Origin of the sequence: Prevotella sp. SGI.167 (genome assembly GCF_050313615.1) — a bacterium.
Taxonomy (GTDB): domain Bacteria; phylum Bacteroidota; class Bacteroidia; order Bacteroidales; family Bacteroidaceae; genus Prevotella.
Map to the genome: position 1 here is coordinate 1 of NZ_JBNPLT010000170.1, position 211 is coordinate 211.

The window sequence follows — 211 nt, forward strand, 5'->3', positions numbered from 1 at the left end:
TATCGTAGGCTATCCAAAGATTATCGAGCGCCCAGAGTTCGAAGAGGAGAACGAGGCAATCAAGGCTGTAACCGATGTTGAGATGATGAAAGAGGCTGCCAAGACCTTCTCTCAACTTCTTGTTGAAGGTGCTATCGCATCACAGTCCGTAGGCAATTCAACACTTAACACTCAACATTCAACATTAGAAAACAAGGGCATCCCTTGTTTG

At 45.0% G+C, this 211-nt stretch carries 1 pseudogene; it reads left to right on the plus strand.

The features are described 5' to 3' along the window. A pseudogene (locus ACQRBJ_RS16375) lies at positions 1 to 211 on the plus strand (hypothetical protein); the annotation flags it as partial.